This is a genomic window from Sphingomonas sp. NCPPB 2930, assembly GCF_042867205.1.
Lineage (GTDB): Bacteria > Pseudomonadota > Alphaproteobacteria > Sphingomonadales > Sphingomonadaceae > Sphingomonas.
Genome location: NZ_JBHZQU010000001.1, coordinates 200,532 through 218,377, shown reverse-complemented (window position 1 = coordinate 218,377; position 17,846 = coordinate 200,532). Strand labels below are relative to the sequence as shown.

Sequence of the window (17,846 nt, the reverse complement as noted above, 5' to 3'; positions counted from 1 at the left end):
GCGATCACCCGCTCTATGCGCGACGTCTGCCATCGGCGGGGGGATGGAAACATGCGGGCGGCATAGGGGCACCCGCATCATATGGTAACGAACCGGGGACCGACGCAGTGACCAAGCCGATCTTCTTTGACCCGACGGGCCGTCGGGGCGCGTGGGCGCGGCGTGCGGTGGCCGTCCTGATCCTGTCGGTGATCGTCGCCGCGATCGCCTTTGCCACCACCCTGGTCGCGGTGCCCAACTCGGGCGTGCTGCCGCTGCCCTTCGCGCGGCGCCAGGCGATGACGCTGGAGCCGACCGCGCAGCTGAAGGGGCGGCGCGGCGCATGGTTGCCGCGCCGGTCGGTCGCGCAGGGGCATAGCCCGCTGACCATCGCCTTCTACACGCCCGGCAATGACTCGGCGCTGGCGTCGCTCCATGCGCATATGGGCCAGATCGACTGGCTGGTGCCCAGCCTGATGAACGTCGCGGGCGCCAAGGGCGAACTGACGATCAGCAACGATCCCAAGCTCGCCACCCTGTTGGCCCGCGCCGCCCGGCCGCCCCGGCTGTTGCCGATGGTCCAGAACCTGACCGCCGACGAATGGGACGGCACGACGATCGCGCGGATCATCGCCAGCCCGGCGGCGTCCGAGAAGCTGGCGACCCGGCTCGGCCAGTCGGTGACGGCCAACCGCCAGTCGGGCCTGGTCATCGACTTCGAGAACCTGCCCGCCAGCGCCATGGCGGGCTATCCCCGGCTGCTCCAGCGGATCAAGGCGCATCTGCCCAAGGGCGCGGTGCTGGCCGTCACCGTCCCCGCCGAGGACGAGGCGTGGCAGTTGCAGCGGCTGGCGCGCGTCGTCGACCGCATCATCCTGATGGCCTATGACCAGCATTGGCAGACCGGCACCCCCGGCCCGATCGCGGCGCAGCCCTGGTTCCTGCAATCCTCCGAAAAGGCGCTGCGCGAGGTCGGCCGCGACAAGCTGATCGTCGCGCTCGGCAGCTATGCCTATGACTGGCCCGCCAAGGGCCCGGCGGAGTCCAAGTCGATCGAGGAAGCCTGGCTGATCGCGCATGACAGCCAGGCGAAGGTCAGCTTCGACCCGGCCAGCGGCAATGCCGGTTTCGCCTATGACGAGAATGGCGAGCATCACACCGTCTGGATGCTCGACGCCGCGACCAGCTGGAACCAGCTCCAGGCGCTGAAGCGGCTTGGGATCGACGATATCGCCTTCTGGCAGCTGGGGTCGGAAGATCCTGGCCTGTGGGCGGATTTCGCCGCGTTCCGCAGCACGGCGCGCGGGGTCATCCCGCGGCTGGGCGCGGTCGCCTCGCCGCTGAACGTCGATGTCGAGGGGACGGGCGAGATCCTGCGCATCACCGCGCAGCCGACCGAGGGGCAGCGCGACCTGCGCTATGACAAGGATGGGGTGATCCGTAATGAGGTCTATCGCACCTATCCGACCCCCTATGTCGTGCAGCGCGCCGGTGCGCTGCCCAAGACGGTCGCGCTGACCTTCGATGACGGGCCCGATGCCGAATGGACGCCCAAGATCCTGGACGTGCTGGAGCGCGAGCATGTGCCCGCCACCTTCTTCGTCATCGGCGAGAACGCGTTGCAGCATCCCCAGCTGCTCCGCCGCATCGTCGCAGGCGGCAGCGAGCTGGGCAACCACAGCTATACCCATCCCAACATGGCGACGACGGGCGCGCGCACGATCAAGCTGGAGCTGAACGCGACCAAGCGGCTGATCCAGGCCTATACCGGCCGGTCGACGACGCTGTTCCGCGCCCCCTATTTCGGCGACGCCGAGCCGACGACGGCCGACGAGATCGACCCGGCGCTGGTCGCGCAGAATCTGGGCTATACGGTCGTCGGGCTGCACGTCGATCCCAATGACTGGCAGCGTCCCGGCACCGACCAGATCGTCCGGCAGACGATCGATCAAGTCAACGGCGCGACGGCCGATAATTCGGCCAATGTCATCCTGCTGCACGATGGCGGCGGCGACCGCGAGCAGACGGTCGAGGCGTTGCCGCGCATCATCGATACGCTGCGCGCACAGGGCTATCGCTTCGTGGCCGCCTCGCAACTGGTCGGGGTGAGCCGAGACCAGGCGATGCCGGTGGTCGACGGCAAGGACCTGCTGGCGGTGCGCACCGACGTCGCGATCTTCGTGGTGCTGGCCTTCCTGTCCGCATCGCTCGCCTGGCTGTTCTACCTGGCGATCGCGCTGGGCATCGCACGCGCGGTGGTGATGGCGGGGCTCGCCTGGTTCCAGGGGCGCAAGTCCAAGCCGGTGCCGCCGGAATATACCCCCAGCGTCTCGGTCATCATCCCGGCCTTCAACGAGGAACGGGTGATCGCCCAGTCGGTGACCCGCGTGCTGGCCAGCGACTATCCGGGATTGCAGGTGATCGTGGTCGATGACGGATCGAAGGACGGGACCAGCGCGGTGGTGCGCGAGGCCTTTGCCGACGAGCCGCGCGTCCGGCTGCTCACCCTGCCCAATGGCGGCAAGGCGGCGGCGCTGAACCGCGCGTTGCAGGACGCGGCGGGCGAGGTGGTGATCGCGCTCGACGCCGATACCCAGTTCGAACCGGACACCATCGCCAAGCTCGCCCGCTGGTTCGCCGACCCGAAGCTGGGCGCGGTGGCGGGCGATGCGCGGGTCGGCAACCGGGTGAACCTCGTCACCCGCTGGCAGGCGGTCGAATATATCACCGCGCAGAATCTGGAACGCCGCGCGCTGGCCGGATTCGACGCGATGACGGTGGTGCCCGGCGCGGTGGGGGCGTGGCGGCGTGCCGCGCTCGACGCGGTGGGCGGCTATCCCGAGAATACGCTGGCGGAGGATCAGGACCTGACCATCGCGATCCAGCGGGCTGGCTGGCGCGTCACCTATGACCCGCGCGCCGTCGCCTGGACCGAGGCGCCCGAGAGCTTCAAGGCGCTGGCCAAGCAGCGCTATCGCTGGGCGTTCGGCACGCTGCAATGCCTGTGGAAGCATCGCCGGGTGATCCGCACCGGCCAGCCCGCCGGGCTCGCGCGCGTGGGTCTGCCCCAGGCCTGGCTGTTCCAGATCATCTTCGCCGCGATCTCGCCGCTGATCGACCTGGCGCTGGTCCTGTCGATCATCGGCACGGCGGTGCGGGTGGCGCAGCATGGCTGGGCGCAGACCAGCACCGACGTATTCCAGATGGCGGCCTATTGGACGGCGTTCACCGCGATCGACGTGCTGTGCGGCTGGCTGGCCTATCGGCTGGACGGCAACCGGGTGCGCTACCCCGCACATCTGCTGGTCGCGCAGCGGCTGGTCTATCGCCAGATCATGTACTGGGTCGTGTTGCGCGCGATCAGCTCGGCGATCGGCGGGTGGATCGTCGGCTGGGGCAAGCTGGAGCGGACGGGGAATGTCGGGGCGTAAATTCCCTGACGACCACCGTTCGTGCTGAGCGAAGTCGAAGCACAGGTCACGCCGTTTGCCGTCGAGCGTGGCCTTCGACTTCGCTCAGGCTGAACGGAGGTGGTCGTTCAGGCAGAACGGGCGTCGGGCGCGAGCGTCATCCGGACCCGCAACCCCGGCGCATGATCCTCCAGCGCCAGCGTCCCGCCATGCAGATGCGCGACCGCGCTGGCGAGCGACAGGCCCAACCCCGCGCCGCTCTCGCTGCGCGCGGCGTCCAGCCGCCCGAAGCGTTTCAGCGCCTCGTCACGCCGCTCGGGCGGGATACCGGGGCCGTCATCGGCGACGATCAGGACCGGGCCCGGCTCGACCCGCACCGTCACCGCGCCCGACCCGTATTTCAGCGCATTGTCGACCAGATTGGCCAGCGCCTGGCCCAGCAGTTCGCGGTGGACCAGCGCCACCAGCCGGTCGGGCGCCTCGGCCCGGATCGTCATGCCGCGATCCTCGGCCAGCGGCTCGAACATATCGGCCACGTCGCGCGCCATGGCGGCGAGATCGGCCTCGACAAAGGCGTCGCGGCCCAGCCCCGCCTCGGCCCGGCTGATGCGCAGCGCGGTGTCGAGCATCGCGAGCAGCCGGTCGCCTTCCTCCAGCGCGCGCCCGACCGACACCCTGGCGCTTTCGTCCTGGGTCTCGGCCAGCGCGCGTTCCAGCGTGGCGCGCAACCGGGTCAGCGGCGAGCGCAGGTCGTGCGCCAGTCCGTCGGTCGCGATCTTGAGTTCGGTCATCAGCAGCGCGATCCGGTCGAGCATCGCATTGACCGCCCCCGCCAGCGCGTCGAAGGCGTCGTCGCCGCCCTTGGTGACGACCCGCCGCGACAGCTCGCCCGCCGCCACCGCATGCGCGGTCGCCACCGTATCCTCCAGCCGCCGCTCGATCATCCGTGCCGCGATCCAGGCGGCGAGCGCGGCCAGCACGATCGCCGCCGCCATGCCGACCGCCATCGCCTCTTCCATCGCGCGGGCGACGCGCAGCTCGCTTTCGACGACATGCCCCGCCAGCATCCGCGATCCATCGGGCAGGCGGGTGGCGAGCACGCGCATCCGTTCGGGCTGCGAATGGCCGATGCGGAAGATCTCGATCGTCGCGGCGCCGGGGGTAGGGACGTTGGGCGGCCATTCGGCGATATTGCCGGTGACGAAGCGGCCGCGCGCATCGGTCAGCAGGATGACCGACAGCGGCACCCGGTCGGTGGTCAGCCGCCGCGCGACCGCGGCGCGCACCGCCGCCTGTCCGCCGCTGCGCCACATGCCCGCCAGTTCGTCGCTCAGGTCGCTGGCGGCGTCCTCGGCCTGGTCGGCGATCTCGCCGCGGGTCAGGTGGCGGACGGTCGCCACCATCGCGCCCGCGCCGACCAGCTGGAGCGCAAAGACCAGCAGCGCGAAGCGCAGCGTGGTCGAACGGAAGACGCCCGAGGCTATTTCTCGACCCCCAGCTTGTAACCCGACCCGCGCACCGTGTGGAGCAGGGGGCGGGCAAAGCCCTCGTCGATCTTCTTGCGCAACCGGCTGATATGCACGTCGGTGACGTTGGTGTTGGGGTCGAAATGGAAATCCCACACCCCCTCCAGCAACATGGTGCGGGTCACGACCTGGTCGACATGCTGGAGCAGATATTCGAGCAGCCTGTATTCGCGCGGCTGAAGCTCGATCGGCTTGCCCGCGCGCCGGACGCGGTGGGCGAGCAGGTCCATCTCCAGGTCATCGCACACCAGCTTGGTCTGCGGCGCGTTGCCGGTCGTGCCGCCGCGCCGGATCAGCAGCCGGATGCGCGCCAGCAGTTCGGCGAAGACGAAGGGCTTGGTCAGATAATCGTCCGAGCCGGAGGTCAGCCCGGCGACCCGGTCCTCGGGCGAGGACATGGCGGACAGGATCAGGACCGGCGACTCGATCCCGGCGGCGCGGATCGCGGCCAGCACCGCCATGCCGTCCATGCCGGGCAGCATCCGGTCCAGCACGACGCAGTCATAGGTGCCGTCGGTCGCATGGAACAGGCCGTCGCGCCCATTGGCCGCATGGTCGACCAGGAATCCCTCTTCACGCAAGCCGTTGGCGATATAATCCGCCGTCGAGCGATCATCTTCGATCAACAAAATCCTGTTGGCCACGCAGTCCTCCCGATCCGGTCCTTAGCAGCGTGATCGTGTGGAGGCCATGGTCGCGCATGATACGCAGCCGGAGCGGGGCTTCGGGATTGCGAAGCGCCTCGTCGCGCAGCAGCGAGAAGGAGGTGGCGGGGCGACCGTCGACCGCCACCACCGTATCGCCGACGTGCAGCGGCAGATTGTCGATCGTGCCGGGGTCGCCGTCCAGGTCGCTGCGCAGGCTGGTGACGACCAGGCCCGGCCGGTCGTCGCCCATCGGCACGAAGGTCGCGCCATAAAGCGTCGTGCCCGTCCGCATGCCCGCGCGAAGCGGCAAGTGCCCGACGAGCAGCGCCATTGCGCCCGCGCCCAGCAGCGCGACGGCCGCCGCGCCCCAGCCGACGATCCGCAACCCCTTCACGACGCCCGTCCGGCCGGGACGCGCCGATCCATGGCCGCAGGCAGGGCGGCATGGGCGGAGGCAGGGCGGGCGAGGCGTTTCACACCTGTCCTTCTATCGATCGCGACCTGAGGGGAGGGTGGGCGAGACGTGACGCTTCTGTCATCAAATCGCTTGTATCCACATGACACACTTGTCAGGTGGCCGAAAGGTGACAGGGGCAGGGACGGTCCTATGGCCATGGCGGGTCGCTGCGTCGTGCAGGGGTGTGGGCGGGCGATGGGTGGGTGTGCGTAGAGGATGAAAGGTTTGCGGCCATGACGGGCCATCGGGCGGCGGGCGGCGATCTATGCCGTCTCGTCGTGTCGCGTTCGCCGGGGGGCGGCGCATGACGGAGGGGGCGGGGGACATGGGATGGCTCGACCGGGCGCTTGGCTATGCCAAGGCGCGGCGCGGCTATCTCGCGGTCGCGGCCGTGGTGCTGCTTGTCGCGCTGGGGCTGTCGGCGCTGCATCATCTGACCCGCCAGATCCGGCTGGCCGATGTCCGCGCGGCTTTCTACGCGATCGACCCGCACCAGATCATGCTGTCGGCGGCGCTGACCGTCGCCAGCTATATCGCCCTGACCTTTTACGACGTGATCGCGCTGCGCGTGATCGGGCGGCCGCTGCGCTGGCGGACGGCGGCGATGGCGTCCTTCACCAGCTATACGCTCAGCCACAATCTGGGGCTGGCGCTGCTGACCGGCGGGTCGGCGCGCTACCGCGTCTATGCCGCCGCCGGGCTGGACGGTCCCGACATCGCGCGCGTCATCGCGATCGCCAGCGCGACCTTCTGGTTCGGGGTGTTCAGCGTCACCGGCTTGGGACTGCTGTTCCATGAAGGGCCGGTCACGCTCGACGCTTTGGTGCTGGGGCAGAGCGCGGTCCGCTGGGTGGGCGCGGCGGTGGTGGCGGGAGCGCTGGCGCTGATCCTGCTATGCGCATTGCGGCCGGGCAAGCGGGTCGGCTGGCGCGCCTGGAGCGTGCCGCTGCCCACGACCGGGCAGGCTTTGGCGCAGATCGGCATCGCCTCGCTCGACCTGCTTTGCGCCAGTGCGGCGCTGTTCGTCCTGTTGCCGGGCGCCTCGCCCGAGCTGCTGCCCGCCTTCGTCCTCGCCTATGCGCTGGCGATCATCGTCGCGCTGGTCAGCCATGTGCCCGGCGGGATCGGCGTGTTCGAGGCGGTGGTGCTGGCGACGGTGCCGGTCGACCGGACCGAGCTGTTCGCCGCGCTGATCGCCTACCGCGTCCTCTATTATCTGTTGCCGCTCGGCCTGGGCATCGCGCTGCTCGCCTGGGACGAGGCGCGGCGGCGGCCGATCAAGGCGTTGCGCGACATTCGCCGCGTCCTGCTGGGCGTGGCCCCGACGTTGCTCAGCGCGGCCTGTTTCGGGGGCGGGGCGATCCTGCTGCTCTCTGGGTCGCTGCCCGCCATTCCGCAGCGGGTCCATCACCTCGTCCATATCCTGCCGCTGCCCTTTATCGAGGCGTCGCATTTCGCCGCCAGCCTGGTCGGCACCGGGCTGCTGCTGCTGGCGCCGGGGCTGTACCGGCGGCTGGACGGGGCGAGCCTGGCGGCGCGCGCGCTGCTGGTCGCGGGCGCGGTCTTCTCGCTGGCCAAGGGGATCGATTACGAGGAGGCTGCGGTCTGCCTCTCCATCGCGCTGCTGCTCCAGATGAGCCGCCGCGCCTTTTACCGGCGCACCTCGCTGGTCGCGCGGCCGCTGTCGCCCGCCTGGCTGTTCAGCGTCGCGGTGGTGATCGTCGGGACGGGGTGGATCGGCTTCTTCGCCTATAAGCATGTCGACTATCAGGAATCGCTGTGGTGGCGGTTCGCGCTGTCCGACGATGCCTCGCGTTTCCTGCGCGCGGCGCTGGGCGTGGCGGTGATGCTGGCCGGGGCGGGGCTGTGGCGGCTGTTCCTCGCCGCGCCGCCGGGGGAGACCGACCACCCCGCGATGGACCGGGTGCTGGCGATCGTCGGGCAGGCCGAGCGGACCGACGCCGCGCTGGCGCTGCTCGGCGACAAGCGTTTCCTGTTCTCGCCCGAGGACGACGCCTTCGTGATGTATCAGGTGCGTGGGACCAGCTGGATCGCGATGGGCGATCCGGTCGGGCCGCGCGCCGCCTGGGCCGACCTGCTGTGGCAGCTGCGGACGATGGCCGACGCCGCGCAAGGCCGGCTGATGCTCTATCAGATCACCCCCGACGCGCTGGAGATCGCGATCGAGATGGGGCTCCAGATCATCAAATATGGCGAAGAGGCGCTGATCGACCTGGGCGGCTTTGCCCTGGAGGGCGGGCGGATGCGCGGGCTTCGCCAGACGCTCAACCGTTTCCGCACGCGCGAGAATGCCAGCTTCGCGATCCTGCCCGCCGCCGAGGTGCCGGCGATCCTGCCCGAACTGCGCGCGGTGTCCGACGACTGGCTGATGGCCAAGGGGCATGGCGAGAAGGGGTTCAGCCTGGGCCGCTTCGACCCCGCCTATCTGGCGATGACCGATTGCGCGCTGGTGCGGGTGGAGGGGCGGATCGTCGCCTTCGCCAATCTGTGGGAGGCGGGGGATCGGCGCGAGCTGTCGGTCGACCTGATGCGCCATGTCGAGGACGCCCCGGGCGGGGTCATGGACTATCTGTTCGTCGAGTTGATGCTGTGGGGGCAGGCGCAGGGCTATGCCCGCTTCGCGCTGGGCCTGGCGCCGTTATCGGGCGTGGGCGGGCGGCGTATGGCGCCGACCTGGGCCAAGCTGGCCTCGCTGGTGTTCCGGCATGGCGAGCGTTTCTACGGCTTTCGCGGGCTTCGGGCGTATAAGGAGAAGTTCCAGCCGGACTGGGCGCCGCGCTATATCGCGGGGCCGCGCGGGCTGGGGCTGGTCAAGGCGCTGCGCGACCTGAACGCGCTGATCGCCGATGGGGGCGAGCGGGAATAGATCCTCCCCGGCACGGGGAGGGGGACCGCCGCGAAGCGGTGGTGGAGGGGGCTTTCCGCAAAGGACGTCCTGCGTGGAAGCCCCCCTCCGGCAGGCCTTCGGCCTGCCACCTCCCCTTACAGGGGAGGAAGGTTATGCCTTGAACAGCGACGGGGCCTTTTCCACCCGCGTCCGCCCGGCAGCGTCCGTTACCGCATAGGTAAAGCCCGGCAACAGGCAGAAGGCGCCGATCCGTCCCGCCGTGTCCATCGCCAGGAAGCCGACCTGCACCCCCTTGATCGCATCGCCGCGCAGCGCCGCGATATGCCGGGCGGCTTCCTCGCAGGCCGCCTGCGGGCTCAGCCCATGGCGCATCGAGGCGACGACGCGCGCGGTGCCGACGGTGCGGGTGACTTCCTCGCCCAGCCCCGTGGAGGTCGCGCCGCCGATCCCGCGCTCGACATAGAGGCCCGAGCCGACCTGCGGCGAATCGCCCACGCGCCCGCGCATCTTGAACGCCATGCCAGAGGTCGTGCAGGCGCCCGCCATCCGCCCGCCCGCATCGCGCGCCAGCATCCCGATCGTGTCATGGTCGAGCGCGCCGCCCGGCGTGCCGGGGCGGCCCGCGCCGTAAGTGCCGGTCTCGCTATTGGCGACGGGCTTGTAGTTTTGCGTCTTCAGCCATTCGCGCCACGCCTTCTCCGCCTCGGGCGTCAGCAGGTTGGTGCGCGGGAAGCCCCGATCGCGCGCGAAACGCGTCGCGCCCTCGCCGACCAGGAAGGTGTGCGGCGTATGCTCCATCACCGCGCGCGCGACCGAAATGGCATGGACCGTATCCTCCAGCGCGGCGACCGCGCCGACGCCGCCCGCATCGTCCATGATGACCGCATCGAGCGTGACATGGCCGTCGCGGTCCGGATAGCCGCCATAGCCGACCGAATGGTTGTTCGGATCGGCCTCTGGCACCTTCACCCCCGCCTCGACCATGTCGATCAGCGATCCGCCCGCCCGCCCGGCGGCAAAGGCCGCGTCATTGGCCGGTGCGCCGAAATCCCAGGTCGACACGATCGTCGCGCGCGGCCCGGCGGCCTGTGCAAAGGCGCGGGCGGGCGCGGCGGCCAGCCCCGTACCGATCCCCGCCAGCGTGGCGATCCCACCCAGAAAACCCCGTCGACCTTCTTCCATCACGCTTGCTCCCCCCGCCCGCGATCGCCGGGCGTTTCGTCGCCCGATTGTGCGCGGCCCCGCGCGGAGCCGCAAGCCTGCAAACCGATATAACACCAATTGCCCGCCCCGGCGTAACCGTCGGTCAGTCGGTGGGCGAGTCGGCGGCGTGCGGCCGTCCGGGACCGCCGGGGAATATGGCGGCTCTGTCATGCAAAGGTTTCAAATCGTTAATAATTGTGTCTTTCCGGTTACAGTTCCAGGCCAATGCCATCCTTGGGGGCATAAAGGTATGGTTTAGGTATTGACCAAATTCCTCAAAATGTTTGTCTTTCTCCCGCGCCCGACAAAATCAGCCTTGGGCCTTAGGGGAGACGTATGAGAATCCAGCAGTCCGCATCATGGTTGGCCCTCTCGGCCGCGTCGATGATGCTCGCCGCGCCCGCCATCGCGCAGCAGACCGGAACCTCCGGTGCCCAGGCGGACGCGCCGCAGACCGGCGCCGACCAGAATCCGGGCGATCTGAGCGCGAATGCCGCCGCCACCCGCTCGGCCGCGATCACCGGCACCCCGCAGGCCAGCCCGGGCGGCGGCGACGTCGTCGTGACCGGCACGCGCATCACCCGTCCCAACCTCGCCTCCGCCGCGCCGATCACCTCGGTCACGCGCCAGGACATCCAGGCCCAGGCCGCGGTCAATGTCGAGGACGTGCTCAACCGTCTGCCGCAGGTCGCGCCCGACAGCCAGCAGACCTATAACGACTCCGACGGTCGCCAGCGCATCAAGCTGCGCACCCTGGGCTTCGAGCGCACGCTGGTCCTGATCGACGGCAAGCGGCTGGGCACCCAGAACGGCCAAGACGTCGGCATCATCCCGACCTCGCTGTTGCAGCGCGTCGACGTGCTGACCGGCGGTGCCTCGTCGGTCTATGGCTCGGACGCGGTCGCGGGCGTCGTCAACTTCGTCCTGCGCAAGGATTTCGAGGGCGTTCAGCTCGACGCGAACTACAACTTCTTCAACCATTACAACAAGGACACGATCGTATCGCCGCTGGCGCGCGCCGCCGGTTTCGGCAGCGCACGGGGCCTGACCAATGACGGCGGCCGCGCCGACCTGACGCTGACGGCGGGCACCAAGCTGTTCGACGACAAGCTGCACGTCAGCGGCTTCGTCAACTATCGCCAGACCAACGAGATTGCGCTGACCTCGCGCTCGAACGCGGGCTGCTATCTCACCCAGTTGCAGCTCAACGGCCCGCTGTCCTGCGGCCTGACGCCCAGCAGCTCGACCAGCGGCCTCATCACGCCGCAGTCGGGCCCGAATGCGGGCGCGCAATATGTCAACAATCCGGACGGAACGCGCACCTTCGTGCCGTTCGGCGCGGGGCAGGGCAATGCGTCCAACTATTTCAGCGGTTATGCCTATCAGCGCCCCTCGGAGCGCGTGAATGCGGGCGGCTTCGCCACGCTGGACCTGGCGCCGGAAGCCGAGCTCTATGCCTCGGGCATCTGGTTCCGCGACAAGTCGTACACCAACTATCCGACGATCGCGAGCGGCACCGTCAACGTCAACTGCAACAACCCCTATCTGTCGGGGACGCAGGCGACCGCGATCGGATGCGCCACCGGCGTGACCAGCGTGCCCGTCACGCTCGCCTATCGCCTGGGCGAGAATAACGACCGGCCCGACACCTTCATCAACACCGGCGTCCGTCTGACCGGCGGCGTCCGCGGCAAGGTGGGCGACGCCTGGACCTATGACGTCGGCGGCGTCTATGCCCGTAACCATCAGGACTATACGCCCAGCTTCCGCGTTCCCGGCACGCTGCAGAATGCGGTGAATGTCGGCGGCACGGCGGCCAACCCGGTCTGCGCCAGCGGTGCGGCGGGCTGCGTGCCCTTCGACATCTTCAGCGCGGGCAACAACAACCCGGCGCTGATCAACTATCTGTTCGGCACCGGCACGTCGGAAACCACGGGCACGCTGTACGACGTCCAGGCCAATGTCACCGGCGACCTCGGCAAGTACGGCATCACCTCGCCCTTCGCCGAACAGGGTCTGGCGATCGCGCTGGGCACCGAATATCGCAAGGACACGCTGACGTCGCGCGCCGACAGCGCCTATCGCGCCGCGCTGGGCGGCACCGACACGAACCTCAGCCAGGATGTGGTCGAGGCCAATATCGAGGTCCAGGCCCCGCTGATCGAGCACAAGCCCTTTGCCGAGCTGGTGCAGGTCAATGGCGGCTATCGCGTCTCGAAGTACAGCAGCAATCCCAAGGCGTTCAACACCTGGAAGATCGAGGGCGTCTATGCCCCGGTCAGCGACCTGACCTTCCGCGCCTCGTTCAACAAGGCGCAGCGCGCGCCGACCGTGGTCGAGATCCGCCAGGCGAGCAATGTCGAGTTCGTGGGCGGCGGATCGGGCACCTTCACCGACTTCTGCGCCCCGACCGTGACCACCGGCGCCAATGGCGTCACCTATGGCGCGCCGATCGCATCGCGTGAGGTCTGCCGCGCCACCGGCCTGTCGGACGCGCTGTACGGCAGCCGCGACCTGTTGTGCAGCAACGGCACCACGCCCAACGGCAGCAGCGCCTGCGCGGTGCGTTCGGGCGGCTTCACCGCCGATCCGGAAACCGCCTATACCCAGACCTATGGCCTGGTCGTGAAGCCGCGCTTCATCAAGGGGCTGGTCTTCTCGGTCGATCGCTATCGCATCAAGATCGACAACTCGCTCGGCTATAACGACTACAGCTATTACACCGATGGCTGTCTGCGTTCGGGCGGCGACCAGTTCTTCTGCCAGGGCATCGTCCGCAACGCGACCACCGGCCAGCTGTTCAACGGCGGCTATATCCGCCAGGGCACGACCAACTATTACACCTCGATCGCGCAGGGCTGGGACTTCCAGGCGCAATATGCGCTGACGCTGGAGTCGATCGGCCGTCTGGACTTCGGCTTCAACGGCTCGCTGACCACCGCCGCCGGTGGCCAGGACTCGCCGCTTCAGCCCGAGCGTAACTGCGCGGGCTATTACGGCAATGGCTGTGGCCAGTTGATCCCGAAGTGGAGCCATGGTCTGCGCACGACCTACACCACGGTCGACAAGAAGTTCAGCGCATCGCTCAACTGGCGCTATGTCGGCTCGCTGACCAACGCCAACAATTCGGGCGACTCGGCGATCGGCGGCACGCCGGATCGTGTGCTGACCAACTATTACCGCGTCGCGCCGCAGAATTATTTCGACCTGGCGCTCAACTTCGCGATCGCCAAGCAGTTCTCGCTGCGCCTGATCGCGAACAACCTGTTCGACAAGTCCGCGCCGATCGTGCCGGATTCGTACAATATCAGCCTGGCGCGGACCAACACCATCCCGCAGCGTTACGACACGCTGGGTCGCAACATCGCGATCGGGACGACGATCAACTTCTGATCCACGCCCCTGGCGGAGTGCTCCGGCACTCCGCCGATCCTCGAACGGAAAAGGCCGGTCGTCCCTGCGGACGGCCGGCCTTTCCTTTATACCGTCCCCTCGGCTCAGGCTGAACCGAGGTTCGGTTTACTCCACGAAATCCTCAACCTCGCGCCGCTTGCCGCGCATGAAGGCGTCGGCGACGTGGCGCAGCGGGGCGATGTCGACGTCCGAGCGGCCGCCCTTCACCAGTTCGGCGAAGCGGGCATAGAGCCCCGGATATTCGCCGTGCAGCCCCTCTTCGCGATGCGGGGTCGAACCGTCGGGCAGGGTCAGCACCGCGCCGCCCTCGGCCAGCCTGAGCGTGCCGTCGGTCGTCTCGACGACGATGTCCCAGCTTTGATGCCCCTCCTGCCGCCAGTCCAGGTCGAGCGTGACCGGCGTGCCGTCGGTCGTCCGGAACGCCACGTCGGCGGCGATCGGCGCGTCGCGATTGGCGGGGAAGTCCAGCGTCGCGCGTTCGATGAAGAAGGGCTGGGGCATGATGTGCGTCGCGATCGACAGCGCGTTGATACCCGGATCGAACACGCCGAAGCCGCCCGCTTCCCAGATCCAGGCCTGGCCCGGATGCCATTGCCGCACATCCTCGCGCCAGGTGATCGCCGCCGACGTGACCTTGCGGGCGGACAGCCATTCGCGCGCGGGCTCGACCCCCAGCGCGTAGCGGGAATGCCAGCTGGCGAAGAGCGTCACGCCCGCCTTGGCCGCCAGTTCCTCCAGCACCGCCACCTCGGCCAGCGTCGCGCCCGGCGGCTTTTCGAGGAAGACGTGCCAGTTGTTCTCCAGCGCGGCGGCGGCGATGGCGTGGCGGACCTGCGGCGGGGTGCACAGCGCCACCGCATCGACCGTCACGTCGCTTTGCGCGAGTTCCGCGATGTCGTGGAAATGCGGCACGCCCTCGACCCCATTGGGCGAGCGGCTGACGGTGGCGACCAGTTCGAAGGCCGGGTTTCCCGCAATGGCGGGGACATGCTGGTCATGGGCGATCTTGCCCATGCCGACCAGCGCGAGGCGGATCGTGTCGGTCATCGGTATCAGCGTGCCTTTTCGACATAAGCGCGCGCCGACACGGCGACATCCGCCGCCGGCTTGCCCGCGCGATAGAGGTTGGAGCCAAGGCCGAAGCCGTCCGCGCCGTGGGCGCGCCATTCGGCCATGTTGTCGGGCGTGATGCCGCCGACCGCCAGCACCGCGACCTCGCGCGGCAGGACGGCGCGCTGTGCCTTCAGGAAGGTCGGCGAAGCGCCCTCGGCGGGGAACAGCTTCAGCCCGTGCGCGCCCGCCTTCAGGGCGGCAAAGGCCTCGGACGGGGTGAAATAGCCGGGCAGCGAGATCAGCCCTTCCGCCACGCTGTGCGCGATGACCTGCGTGTCGGTGTTGGGCGAGACGATCAGCGTGCCGCCCGCCGCCTTCACCCGGTCGACCTGCTCGGTGGTCAGCACCGTGCCCGCGCCCACGATCGCCTTGTCCCCGACATGCGCCGCGATGGCGGCGATGCTGTCATAGGGCTGGGGCGAGTTCAGCGGCACCTCGATCAGCGTGAAGCCCGCCTCCACCAGCGCATCGGCGACGGGGATCGCCTCGTCGGGGGTCAGGCCGCGCAGGATCGCGACGAGCGGGCAGGCGGCAAAGGCGGTGGCGAACCGTGCGGCGGGGTCGGTCATGACAAATGCTCCCGAATGGCGTGAAGTCCGGCGAGGAAACCGGCATGGCTGTCGAGCGCGACGACGGTGCCGCCCCGCGCCGCGATCCCGATGGTGTAGAGGTCGGCGAGCAGGCCGCTGGACAGAAGGTGGACGGTGCGCCCCGCCATGTCCGGCACCGCGCCGATGTCGCTGCCGATCAGCAGTCCGCTGGCATAGGCCGCCGCGTCCTCGGGCGCGATCCGGCCGAGCAGGACCGAGGCGCGCACCCCGAACAGCGCCGCCGTCAGGTCGCACGCGCCGAAGCCCCGCGCCAGGCCGTCGCGAAAGGCGGGGCCGTCCGCCACGGGGCCATCGAGCATCCCCGCCAATATGCCATGCCCCTTGACCAGCGCGAACAGCTCGCCGGTCATGGTGGTGGCGAAGTCGGTGATCCGGCCGCCCGTGGTGTGCACCCATTTGTTGTGCGTCCCCGGCTGCGCGAACAGCGCGTCGGCGGGGGCGAGCCCGGCGGCGATCGCGCCCAGCACCTGCACCTCCTCGCCGCGCATCACATCGGCGCGGGTCGCGGTCAGCAGCGAGATGCCGGGGACGATGGTGACGTCCTGATCGGCGATGCGGGTCGCCGCACCGGCCAGCATCGCCAGATCCGCTGGGGCGGGGACATAGGCCGCCTCGCGCCAGCCGCGCGTCGACCCGACCATCCCCGCCGCGACGATCGGCAGCTTGCCGAACCGCGTCCGGATCGTGGCAATCTCATCGGGATAGGCATCCGGCTGCATCGACAACACGCCGCGATCGTCGCGCACCGTGTCCAGCATCGTGCCGTCATCGGCCAGGATATAGAGGCGGCGATTGGTGGTGCCCCAGTCGATCGCGATATAGGCGGGCGTCACGTCTGATGGCACGGTGGGCACGGCCTCTCCTTATCTTGTCGGGTGATTTGTAGGACAATAAAATGCCCGGCGCAAGCTGGTCGGCGGGGGGATGACGTCGCGCCCGCACCCGCCTACATTCGGGATATGTACCAATTCGATATCGCCGCCGGATCCAAGGCGGAGCTTTACCGCGACCTCCATGCCGCGCTCGACGCGCTGACCGCCGGAGAGGCGGATGCCGTCGCCAACATGGCCAATGCCTCGGCGCTGATCTGGCAATATCTGCCCGATCTCAACTGGGCCGGTTTCTACCGCATGGTGGGTGGCGAGCTGGTGCTCGGCCCGTTTCAGGGCAAGGCGGCGTGCATCCGCATCCCGGTGGGCAAGGGCGTGTGCGGTGCCGCGGTCGCGACCCGCGAGACGCAGCGGGTGGACGATGTCCATGCCTTTCCGGGCCATATCGCCTGCGATGCGGCCAGCCGGTCGGAACTGGTCGTCCCGGTCCTGCATGACGGCCGGGTGATCGGTGTCCTCGATCTCGACAGCCCCGAGCCGAGCCGTTTCGATGCCGAGGATCAGGCGGGGTGCGAGGCGCTGGTGACGCTGCTCGCGCCGCGACTGGCGGCGGCCGACTGACCCGGCTGATCCGATTCGGGACGCGGGGCGGCGCTATCGGCGATGGTGGCGCGCTGGTATCAAAGCGTGTTTCGGCAAAGGCGTTTAGGGGACGTCCTTCGCATTGATACAGGGGAATTTTACGCCATGCGCACCACCTCGCCTCTGATCGCCCTTACGCTGACCCTGGCGCTCGGCGCGCCGGTCGCGGCGCAGGGGCAGGGGCCCGGCCGGGCCGGGGCCAGCTATCCGCGCCCCGGTCTCGACGCCGCGTCCGCGCCGGTGGCGGCCCCGATTGTCTCGACCAGCACGGTCGGCGTGCCGCCGGTCCGCCGGGATCGCTGGGGCAGCAAGGTCGGCGGACGCTGGTGGGGCGGGGCCAATGCGCCGGGCGGCTGGCCCGCCTATCGTCGGCCGGTGCGCGGGATGGTCGTGCCAGGCTATTGGAACAGCCCGCGTTTCGGCGTGTTGGACTGGGCGGTCTATCGCCTGCCGCAGCCGCCGGTCGGTTATCGCTGGACGCGCTATTATGACGACGCGGTCCTGATCGATCCGCGCGGGGCGGTCTATGACAGCGTCTATGACGTCGATTGGGACGGAGCGGGGTGGGCGGGCCATGCCGGTGGCTATCCGCCGCCGCCGCCCCCGCCGGTCCGGCGTGACGACGGGCTGGGCGGCGCAGCCATCGGCGCGGTCGCCGGGGGTGTCGCGGGCAATCTGGTGGCGGGGCGCGGCGACCGGCTGGGCGGGACGCTGATCGGCGCGGGCGTCGGTGCCGTGGCGGGCTATGCCATCGACCGGGCGGAAGATCGGCGGCGTCGGATGCCGCCGGGCCATGACGATTACGGCGCCCCGGATTATGGCTATCCCGGCGACTATCCGCCCCCGCCGCCTCCGCCGCCACCGGCCATGGGGCGGCGCATCGTGACGCGGGACGGGACCACCGTGACCACCACGACGACCGTCGGCACGCTCGCCGAAGGCCAACCAGGTTATTATGATAGCGGCTATTATTATCCCGCTCCCACAGTGACAACGATTGTGGTACAGGGGGCACCTGTTACCACGACAACGACGACCACCACGACCGAAGTCGTGCGCCAGGCACCGCGCCGGGCGCGGATACGGAGCAAGTTGGTCCGTCGCTGAAGCCTTCCCCCAGGGGGGATTTTCGACCCGAGAGACGC

Annotated in this window: 12 protein-coding genes; 5 read left to right on the top strand and 7 right to left on the bottom strand. The window is 69.1% G+C overall.

From position 1 onward, the window contains the following. The first annotated feature begins 107 nt into the window (after positions 1–107). Positions 108–3,410, top strand: a complete 3,303-nt coding sequence (locus tag ACFX59_RS00970; protein ID WP_387428759.1) for a glycosyltransferase — start codon at positions 108–110, stop codon at positions 3,408–3,410. 107 nt (positions 3,411–3,517) lie between these two features. On the opposite strand, the gene ACFX59_RS00965 is transcribed toward ACFX59_RS00970, so the two are convergent. The 3 genes from ACFX59_RS00965 to ACFX59_RS00955 all read right to left on the bottom strand — a co-directional run bounded on the left by ACFX59_RS00965 (position 3,518) and on the right by ACFX59_RS00955 (position 5,956). Next, a complete protein-coding gene (locus tag ACFX59_RS00965; RefSeq protein WP_309696676.1) occupies positions 3,518–4,792 on the bottom strand; it encodes a HAMP domain-containing sensor histidine kinase in 1,275 nt (424 codons plus the stop codon). A gap of 77 nt (positions 4,793–4,869) precedes the next feature. Continuing rightward, positions 4,870–5,559, bottom strand: coding sequence for a response regulator transcription factor (locus ACFX59_RS00960; RefSeq protein ID WP_307100074.1), 690 nt, complete (start codon positions 5,557–5,559; stop codon positions 4,870–4,872). Next, the gene (locus tag ACFX59_RS00955; RefSeq protein WP_387428755.1) at positions 5,528–5,956 is read right to left on the bottom strand and encodes a hypothetical protein; all 429 of its coding nucleotides are present in this window, start codon (positions 5,954–5,956) and stop codon (positions 5,528–5,530) included. The genes ACFX59_RS00960 and ACFX59_RS00955 overlap by 32 nt, the downstream gene beginning before the upstream one ends. A gap of 328 nt (positions 5,957–6,284) precedes the next feature. Between ACFX59_RS00955 and mprF the strand changes: the two genes are divergently transcribed. After that, positions 6,285–8,906, top strand: a complete 2,622-nt coding sequence (gene mprF, locus ACFX59_RS00950) for a bifunctional lysylphosphatidylglycerol flippase/synthetase MprF (protein ID WP_387428753.1) — start codon at positions 6,285–6,287, stop codon at positions 8,904–8,906. 132 nt (positions 8,907–9,038) lie between these two features. Here mprF and ACFX59_RS00945 read toward each other — a convergent pair whose 3' ends face one another. Continuing rightward, positions 9,039–10,070: a N(4)-(beta-N-acetylglucosaminyl)-L-asparaginase gene (locus ACFX59_RS00945; protein WP_387429605.1), complete on the bottom strand. Its 1,032-nt coding sequence runs from the start codon at positions 10,068–10,070 to the stop codon at positions 9,039–9,041. Between the two features lie 357 nt (positions 10,071–10,427). On the opposite strand from ACFX59_RS00945, the gene ACFX59_RS00940 reads away from it, so the two are divergent. Continuing rightward, positions 10,428–13,484 carry a TonB-dependent receptor domain-containing protein gene (locus tag ACFX59_RS00940; protein ID WP_309701573.1) on the top strand — a complete coding sequence of 1,019 codons (3,057 nt, stop codon included), beginning with the start codon at positions 10,428–10,430 and terminating at the stop codon, positions 13,482–13,484. A gap of 126 nt (positions 13,485–13,610) precedes the next feature. On the opposite strand, the gene ACFX59_RS00935 is transcribed toward ACFX59_RS00940, so the two are convergent. The 3 genes from ACFX59_RS00935 to ACFX59_RS00925 are packed head-to-tail and all read right to left on the bottom strand — an operon-like array spanning position 13,611 to position 16,083. After that, the gene (locus tag ACFX59_RS00935) at positions 13,611–14,552 is read right to left on the bottom strand and encodes a Gfo/Idh/MocA family protein (protein ID WP_387428751.1); all 942 of its coding nucleotides are present in this window, start codon (positions 14,550–14,552) and stop codon (positions 13,611–13,613) included. A gap of 5 nt (positions 14,553–14,557) precedes the next feature. Then, positions 14,558–15,187 carry a 2-dehydro-3-deoxy-6-phosphogalactonate aldolase gene (locus ACFX59_RS00930; protein WP_387428749.1) on the bottom strand — a complete coding sequence of 210 codons (630 nt, stop codon included), beginning with the start codon at positions 15,185–15,187 and terminating at the stop codon, positions 14,558–14,560. Further along, the gene (locus tag ACFX59_RS00925; protein ID WP_387428746.1) at positions 15,184–16,083 is read right to left on the bottom strand and encodes a 2-dehydro-3-deoxygalactonokinase; all 900 of its coding nucleotides are present in this window, start codon (positions 16,081–16,083) and stop codon (positions 15,184–15,186) included. Before ACFX59_RS00925 ends, ACFX59_RS00930 begins: the two co-directional genes overlap by 4 nt. Positions 16,084–16,188: 105 nt before the next feature. On the opposite strand from ACFX59_RS00925, the gene ACFX59_RS00920 reads away from it, so the two are divergent. Together ACFX59_RS00920 and ACFX59_RS00915 are read left to right on the top strand one after the other, a co-directional pair. Continuing rightward, a complete protein-coding gene (locus ACFX59_RS00920) occupies positions 16,189–16,680 on the top strand; it encodes a GAF domain-containing protein (protein ID WP_387428744.1) in 492 nt (163 codons plus the stop codon). A 126-nt stretch (positions 16,681–16,806) separates the two neighbouring features. Further along, positions 16,807–17,808 (top strand): RcnB family protein, encoded by a 1,002-nt coding sequence (locus ACFX59_RS00915; protein ID WP_387428742.1) that lies wholly within the window; start codon positions 16,807–16,809, stop codon positions 17,806–17,808. The last annotated feature ends 38 nt before the right edge of the window (positions 17,809–17,846 follow it).